Source organism: Pantoea sp. Cy-639 (assembly GCF_011752525.1).
In the GTDB taxonomy this organism is placed as follows: Bacteria; Pseudomonadota; Gammaproteobacteria; order Pseudomonadales; family Pseudomonadaceae; genus Aquipseudomonas.
In genome coordinates this window covers 226,944-233,438 of record NZ_VWXI01000008.1, presented here as the reverse complement: position 1 = coordinate 233,438, position 6,495 = coordinate 226,944, and the positions used below count along the sequence as shown (strand labels likewise).

Annotated in this window: 11 protein-coding genes; 4 read left to right on the top strand and 7 right to left on the bottom strand. The window is 58.4% G+C overall.

Features of this window, described 5'->3' with window-relative positions:
* Positions 1-322: 322 nt before the first annotated feature.
* Genes F3J43_RS23820 through F3J43_RS23810 form a run of 3 tightly spaced genes read right to left on the bottom strand, consistent with a single transcriptional unit; the run spans position 323 to position 1,574 of the window.
* Positions 323-679, bottom strand: a complete 357-nt coding sequence (locus F3J43_RS23820) for a site-specific integrase (RefSeq protein WP_205297825.1) — start codon at positions 677-679, stop codon at positions 323-325.
* 33 nt (positions 680-712) lie between these two features.
* Positions 713-919 carry a site-specific integrase gene (locus tag F3J43_RS23815; RefSeq protein ID WP_205297824.1) on the bottom strand — a complete coding sequence of 69 codons (207 nt, stop codon included), beginning with the start codon at positions 917-919 and terminating at the stop codon, positions 713-715.
* 4 nt (positions 920-923) lie between these two features.
* Positions 924-1,574 carry a hypothetical protein gene (locus F3J43_RS23810; protein WP_205297823.1) on the bottom strand — a complete coding sequence of 217 codons (651 nt, stop codon included), beginning with the start codon at positions 1,572-1,574 and terminating at the stop codon, positions 924-926.
* A 462-nt stretch (positions 1,575-2,036) separates the two neighbouring features.
* On the opposite strand from F3J43_RS23810, the gene F3J43_RS12660 reads away from it, so the two are divergent.
* The gene (locus F3J43_RS12660; protein ID WP_166886454.1) at positions 2,037-2,438 is read left to right on the top strand and encodes a hypothetical protein; all 402 of its coding nucleotides are present in this window, start codon (positions 2,037-2,039) and stop codon (positions 2,436-2,438) included.
* Positions 2,439-2,497: 59 nt separating this feature from the next.
* Here F3J43_RS12660 and F3J43_RS24315 read toward each other — a convergent pair whose 3' ends face one another.
* Positions 2,498-2,617: a secretin GspD/PilQ domain-containing protein gene (locus F3J43_RS24315; protein WP_166886449.1), complete on the bottom strand. Its 120-nt coding sequence runs from the start codon at positions 2,615-2,617 to the stop codon at positions 2,498-2,500.
* 449 nt (positions 2,618-3,066) lie between these two features.
* On the opposite strand from F3J43_RS24315, the gene F3J43_RS12650 reads away from it, so the two are divergent.
* A complete protein-coding gene (locus F3J43_RS12650) occupies positions 3,067-3,567 on the top strand; it encodes a DUF4019 domain-containing protein (RefSeq protein ID WP_166886445.1) in 501 nt (166 codons plus the stop codon).
* 75 nt (positions 3,568-3,642) lie between these two features.
* On the opposite strand, the gene F3J43_RS12645 is transcribed toward F3J43_RS12650, so the two are convergent.
* A complete protein-coding gene (locus tag F3J43_RS12645) occupies positions 3,643-4,002 on the bottom strand; it encodes a hypothetical protein (RefSeq protein WP_166886442.1) in 360 nt (119 codons plus the stop codon).
* Here F3J43_RS12645 and F3J43_RS12640 point away from each other — a divergent pair.
* Positions 4,001-4,306: a hypothetical protein gene (locus F3J43_RS12640; protein WP_166886439.1), complete on the top strand. Its 306-nt coding sequence runs from the start codon at positions 4,001-4,003 to the stop codon at positions 4,304-4,306. The genes F3J43_RS12645 and F3J43_RS12640 overlap by 2 nt on opposite strands.
* Before the next feature lie 149 nt (positions 4,307-4,455).
* Complete coding sequence (locus F3J43_RS12635) at positions 4,456-4,722, top strand: hypothetical protein (protein WP_166886436.1); 267 nt, start codon at positions 4,456-4,458, stop codon at positions 4,720-4,722.
* Positions 4,723-4,827: 105 nt separating this feature from the next.
* Here the strand turns inward: F3J43_RS12635 and F3J43_RS12630 are convergent, their stop codons facing one another.
* Positions 4,828-5,442: a vWA domain-containing protein gene (locus tag F3J43_RS12630; RefSeq protein WP_205297822.1), complete on the bottom strand. Its 615-nt coding sequence runs from the start codon at positions 5,440-5,442 to the stop codon at positions 4,828-4,830.
* A gap of 53 nt (positions 5,443-5,495) precedes the next feature.
* Positions 5,496-6,494, bottom strand: a complete 999-nt coding sequence (locus F3J43_RS12625) for a magnesium chelatase ATPase subunit I (RefSeq protein ID WP_166886431.1) — start codon at positions 6,492-6,494, stop codon at positions 5,496-5,498.
* Position 6,495 lies beyond the last annotated feature (1 nt).

Genomic DNA, 6,495 nt, shown 5'->3' with positions numbered 1-6,495 from the left:
GAGCACCAGGCTGGCAGCCTCACGCTTGAAGGCTGGGGTGAAAGTACGTCGTTGTCTGCTCATTGAACACCTCTGTGTGGCGATCATCTTCGCCTAAAAAGGTGTCCGGGGTTAGTAGACCACTACACAGCCCAATCGATTGTCATCGCGAGCCCGCCGTCGTACCACGTCCACACCGGCAAACGGGTATCGACGTACTTTGGCTGATCATTGGTGCGAGTTCGAATCGCAACCAGAGCCGGGCCCTCGAATACGTAGGCCAAAAGAGAGGAGGAGGGTGATGCCTGCTTGGGATCGGCTGATTTAGGCACGACGAACCTCCTTAACTGTCAAGTAGGCCCCAAGCTGCCGAGGCACGCTGCGCGTTATGGCGGTTGGCCGACTCGGCTAGATAACGACTTGCATAACGACGTGGCATCGCCGAAGTCTCAGCCCAACCGCAGACTCGCCGGAGTTCGTCCGTGGCGCGCTCCAGATCGTGCCCACGCTGCTCGACCAGGTAAGCCAAGAAACGGTCGGCGAAGGTGTGGCGAAAGTCATGCGCAGAAAGAGTAGGCAACAACCCCGGATGCGCCAGTTCAATGGTCAGAAACAGCCGATCGAGGACGTTAGACAATGCGCGAATCGACAGCGGGCGGCCTCTGTCAGAGATGAACAGATAGCGGTGCAGCAATTTCATCGGTTTGCCGTCACGTAGAGGACGCCGTTCGCTCTAGATGTAGTGCTCGTAGACCTCATACAACTGTGCAGAAATACCTATGGTTCGTCCGTGGGTTTTCAGCGCAGGCTCTTCAGCACGTGGGTCGGCGGGGTCACGTTCGCGGTCATTGATGGTGACATAGGCGTGCTGAGAACCTTGGTTGATATCCGTAGTGTAGAGCTTCAGAAGCTCTCCACGCCGGATACCGGTCTCCAGCAACAATTCAATCTAGCCAATTGCGCAACTGCAATCGTTCCGGAAACGGATTCTCCGCGGCTCCCGGGCTAATCAGTGTACGAACAATCTGGAGTTGGGTATCGGTCAGGCTGCGGTAACGAGTGCGGTCGGGTCGGGCATTAATGATGTGGCTCTCAAAGCGCCGTTCAACGACGTCGGCGAGATCTGCAAATGCCAACTCGATGTTAGCCAGGGAGGTTGAAGTTTGGCGAGCGCGAGGGATGTATCGGGAGACACACCAGGACAGGTACTGCTTCAACAGCCGCAGGTATTGGTCACGGGTACGCGGATCGATCTGCGGAAAAGGTACCGTTGCAGCTGTGCCGATTCGGGCGACTAGGTTGTCGGCGTGGCGGCCGCTTTGGAGCCAGATAGCGTAACCATCCAGTAAAGCCAAAATCGACTCGAAGTCGCAGGCCAAGATGTCCTCATCGATATCTAGGTCTCGGCCTTTCGTATAGATGTAGAAAGCCTGGATCGCGCGTAGATGCGCCGCAGCCGTGTTGTACGCACGGTACCGTAACTTGAGTTGAACGTAGATGAATGGGACTAGCATGGGCAACGGCGCCGCATCTCCGGTCTGCACGAGCAGCGGTACACGTTGACCTGAGGAGAAACGGCATTGAATCAGCTTCATCGGAAGCCACCTCATGCAATGACTCGCCATGAACACCAAGGACATGGCCCGTTGAGAGAGTGGATGAAAAAAACGGGGTTGTCGAATCAGCAGCCTAGGTAGCTCATGAACATTTATGACATGACCTGTCGTTTAACATAATATACATTATGCGCACTTACGTATGGAGCTTCCGGGGCGTGGGTTGGCCAAATTTGAAGCCAGGCCCAGCCCTTGATCACTCTCCTACAGCTCGTACAAACATCGCTTGGCGATGCGTTCCACGCATGCTTGAATGCCGGCCCTTAGCAACGCTGTTGCTTCCACTCGGCGCCGGAGAAACGGAATGTGGCTTTGTACAGATTGGAAAATTGACTGGAATGCAATCAGCGCCGTGGCGACGGCCGTCGCAGCAATCTTCGCAGTGTGTGTTTGGTATCGTGATAACCGGCAAAAGCGAGCGCGAAGCTCTTGGCTCAAATCATGAAAACACCAATCGGAGCTACGCGCGTCCAAGTTGCAAAGTTCCGATGCGACAATTTTTCAGCCGCCCAAATCGACTGCTTATTGAACGATGAGAATGCTCGAAAGATGCTAGGCGAAAAAGTGTCGTCAATCACAATTGATCTGCCGTCTCAGTTTCTAGATAAAGCAGACATATTCAGTGAAAAAATCAACAGCGAATTGGCTAGCGCGTTTTTTCATGTGAGCAACCTGAAGCAAATAGTTATGCTGACCGCCGACCTATCCAACTCAGCCAAAGATAAAGAAATTTCAAATCATGTCGGCTCGGTGATACAAAAAATCAAGCAGTCCGAGGACGCTACCCAGAAAGCGCTTGACGCTCTTCAAGAATTGGATTCGATCGGATCAAAAAAGGAGTAATCCCACTCTTCTCGTTATGCGGCAACGGAATAACTCGACTAAATAGTCATTTAGTTGAGTTATATAGGCGCATCTATCAAGCGCGGCGTCAGAAACAAAACTAGCTCCGTTCCAGTCTTCACAGTGGAACTACTGGTGAACAACCATTTGAGCCCTGGAATCTGCCCGAAAAACGGCACGCTACGAACAACTCGATCAGCGCGGGCTGGAGATTACACGCCCCCTGCCCGCCTGCTCCATTGCGTTCAGCTCAGCATCCAAATTGAACGACCTGGATGTACTCCCAAACCTAGCGATAGCGGCTGGTGTCAGACCCAATGGAACGCTGCCAATCAAAGTACCGGCACCGCTACCAACAGAACCAGACCATTGGACACCGAGATTCTTCGAGTATGACCGGTCAACCTCGACGACGATCTCAGCTTTTTCAGAGCCGGTGGCATTATCCGGACGCAGCTTAACATTGTGAGGTGGACAGATTCGGAGCCAGCCCCTTGGCCTCTTGCTGCAGTCCGCTCCGGTATCTCACAAGCTGCGAGGTCACCCTTTGCCGCACTCGACTGGCGGTTGCTTCAGGTATTCGATTAAATTGTCCCCCTCAGGACCCTCTCAATCTTCGAGGTTTTGCATGAAGCAATGTTTCACCGTACTGCTCAGCTTGCTGATGCTCGCAGGCTGCGATGTCTCGATCGACACCAACGCGCCCGCCACCAGCACATCAACAGTGCAACTCTCCGATCCCGGCTCTGCACAACTACAGCAACGGGTGGTCGGCAACGCGGCATCTTTCCTGCTGTTGCTTGATGCAGGAAGTGCCGATATGACCTGGGCTACGGCAGGCTCGGCGCTCAAGGCGACAACGTCCGAAGCGAACTGGGTCAAAGGGATCAGCGGCTTGCGAATGGGGCTTGGTGAATTGAAGCAACGCGCCCATTTCCAGATCACGTTCACGAAACAGCTGCCCGATGCACCGCCAGGCCATTACGCGGCCGTTCAGAGCCAGTCGACGTTTGCCAACATGACGGTCACCGAAGCCGTGCTGCTCAACGAGGAAGCCGAGCAATGGCGCGTTGTCGGCTATAACATCAGTAAAACCGTCGAAGTCACCGCTGGGGTTCGGTTGTTCTAGCGGGAGTAAAGGCCGCCGAGCAGCGATCAGCCAAGGCGAAAGCAAGCAATGCTGGCCACAGCCGCTAACGCCGTTTCAGATCCCTGCCGAGCGTCGGGCCTGATCAGAGCGGTACCCGTGCAGCGACCTGCGTGAGCGCAACAGGTCGCCGCACTTGATCAGCAACACCGCTCCCCAAGGCAGGAGCAGGCCAACACTGAGCAAGGTCATCAGCAGTACATGGCGCTCCCCCATCCGGTAGAAGTCCAGCGCGGCGCAGCCAAGCAGCAGTGCCATGCCCAGCGCCATGGCCGCTCCGGGGCTGAGCAGCGGCTTGCCATTGGCCAGTGGGTGCTGGCGGACATAACCGATGAGCCAGAGGAACCCCCAGCTCGTGACCGACGCCATGAATACCGTGAAAAACAGCAAGCGATAGCCAAGCATCGAGGCGTGCATGAGCGGCCTCCCCTCCCTTGTGAACGTGCGATGCCTCTGTTCTATGGGAGTGAAGATGAAAGATCCGTCAAAAATACGTATGGATGGCCTTCTGCCCTTCGAGCTGACGTCAACCTGTGAGAGCACCGTGCGCAGCGCTGGGAGCGATCAGATAAGATTTTTTCAAGAAGAAACAATAAGTTGTGGTTTACAACTGAACAGAAACAGCGAACTTTATGCGTCCATCACCGCTGCTCAGTCCGACCGCACTCTATTATCGGAGGTGGGAATTTTCATGAAATTCCACCGTCACATCCAGCGCTGAAAAGACAGGACCGTAAAAATATTTTAGCCAGCCTGTGACTCGAACCCTGACTTGGAGCATCAGTAGCAATAACCCCGCGCTGTATACTTTGCCGGAATATCACCGCGGAACAATTATTTCGCTGTTTGGGACCACAGAGAGACCGAACCATGAACGCCTCGCTCCGTGTCAACGAAGCACTGCTGATCGCCGACCACGCCTTCGAACCCTTCCAGTGCGTTGCCTGGGATGCCCCTAACGGCACCGGTGAGCTGAGCCTGGCCGTGGTCGACCGAACCAGCACCCGTATTGGTGCCAAGCAGGTATCGTCGCGGGTCTATACCGATCCGGCACAATGGGCCAGCCTGATCGAGGAAGTGCGCGCGGAACTGTGTGAAAAAGGTTACGACCTGCAACCCTGGTCGATGCCAAAGTAATTCAGCCGGCACAAAAAGTGCGTGACCGTCACGCACTTGTGCAACGGTTCCAATTGCCTGACCAGCAACTTTCAATATTGCGACATATTGTCGCACCCTGCATGTTCAATCCAACACACTGAACTGTTCGATGTGCCGGTAGTCGGCCTGTAACTGTTCAGCAAGTTGTCGTGCCCGCCCCACACGGACGGCCGCACGCTCAATATCCACCAGCAGCGTCGTGCACGGTAATGGCTGTACCGGCTGCCAGGGTTTCAGTCGCCCATCGGTCAGCACCAGGCAACGCTGCACTTCGTGAGGCAGACGCTTGCCGCGTGCATGCAACCAGTGTCGGGCCTCCTCCAGCGCTGCGAGCAGAGGCGTGCCGCCACCGGCACCGAGCGCCTGCAGCCAGGGCTGCAACGCCGCCGACGCTTTCAGTCCATGGCGCTGCCACTGTGGTTTTCCGCCACTGGCCGTGAGCAAGGCAAGCCGGGCCCGCTGTCGGTAGGCCTGGTCGAACAGGCTGGCCAGCAGCCCTTTGGCCTGGGCCAGGGCCTGGTACCGGCGAGTGGAGGCCGAAGCATCGACGATCACCAGCCACAATTCCGGCGCCTGAGCCTGGCGCTGCTGCCAGCACAGGTCGCGGCGCTGTCGGGGGCGCCCCTTGAACAGCGTCGGCAGCCAGGCGACACGACCATTGTCGGCGGCCCGCGAACGTCCTCGGGAGGTTCCGCTCAATTGGCCTGAGCGTGGCCTTGCATCCGCCGCCTGGGCGTCACGGGGGCGGATGCTCAGGGCTTTTTTGCCCAGTTCGGCACCTCGCGCCGCGCACCTGCGGCTACAGGCTGGGGCGGCATGGCGCCCCAGTCGCCCTGCCCGCCTGCGGCCTCGGGACGGCTGGCCTGCTCGGCAGGCGCGCTGGCCGGAGGCGTCGATGCGCCAGAACGGCGGCGATGGCGCAAGGCGAAGTCGGCGACAGCCTCGACATCGCCCTCCTCGATCACCGTACGCCCATGCCAGGCCGCATGGGCTCGGGCGGCGCGCAGCCAGACCAGGTCAGCGCGCAAGCCATCGACTCCGGCGGCATAGCAACGCTCGGTGATCCAGGCCAGCGCCTGGTCGTCCAGGGCGATGCTCTCAAGGTGTTCGCGAGCCGCCTGGCAACGCGCGCGCAACGCCTCCTGCGCTGGCGCCCACTGGGCACAGAACGCCTGTGGGTCGCTGTCGAAGGCCAGGCGTCGGCGAATGATGTGCTGACGGGCCTCAGGTGCCGGCAACCCCTCCAGCGCCACATTGAGGCCAAAGCGATCGAGCAGTTGCGGGCGCAACTCACCCTCCTCCGGATTCATCGTGCCGATCAACACGAACCGCGCCGGGTGGCGGTGGGAAATCCCGTCACGCTCGATACGGTTGGTCCCACTGGCGGCAACATCCAGCAGCAGGTCAACCAGTGGGTCGGGCAACAGGTTGACCTCGTCCACGTACAGCACGCCGCCGTCGGCCTGGGCCAGCACCCCGGGCGAGAAGCGTGCCTGCCCCTGCCCCAGCGCGGCGTCCAGGTCCAGGGTGCCGATCAGCCGCTCTTCGGTGGCGCCCAGCGGCAAGGTGACGAATGGCCCGTCGCCAAGCAGGTCGGCCAGGCCACGGGCCAAGGTGCTCTTGGCCATGCCCCGCGGGCCTTCGATCAGAACACCGCCGATCTTCGGGTCGATGGCGATCAGGCACAACGCAAGCTTCAGCTCATCGGCGCCGACCACGGCGGCCAGGGGGAATTGCACGGGTTCACTCATG

Excerpts from the sequence above, each read along its gene's own strand:
- F3J43_RS12625 (WP_166886431.1), bottom strand. The coding sequence starts at position 6,494 with ATGAGTGAACCCGTGCAATTCCCCCTGGCCGCCGTGGTCGGCGCCGAT.
- F3J43_RS12645 (WP_166886442.1), bottom strand. The coding sequence starts at position 4,002 with ATGCACGCCTCGATGCTTGGCTATCGCTTGCTGTTTTTCACGGTATTC.
- F3J43_RS23820 (WP_205297825.1), bottom strand. The coding sequence starts at position 679 with ATGAAATTGCTGCACCGCTATCTGTTCATCTCTGACAGAGGCCGCCCG.
- F3J43_RS12635 (WP_166886436.1), top strand. The coding sequence starts at position 4,456 with ATGAACGCCTCGCTCCGTGTCAACGAAGCACTGCTGATCGCCGACCAC.
- F3J43_RS12650 (WP_166886445.1), top strand. The coding sequence starts at position 3,067 with ATGAAGCAATGTTTCACCGTACTGCTCAGCTTGCTGATGCTCGCAGGC.
- F3J43_RS23810 (WP_205297823.1), bottom strand. The coding sequence starts at position 1,574 with ATGAAGCTGATTCAATGCCGTTTCTCCTCAGGTCAACGTGTACCGCTG.
- F3J43_RS12640 (WP_166886439.1), top strand. The coding sequence starts at position 4,001 with ATGAGCGGCCTCCCCTCCCTTGTGAACGTGCGATGCCTCTGTTCTATG.
- F3J43_RS12660 (WP_166886454.1), top strand. The coding sequence starts at position 2,037 with ATGAAAACACCAATCGGAGCTACGCGCGTCCAAGTTGCAAAGTTCCGA.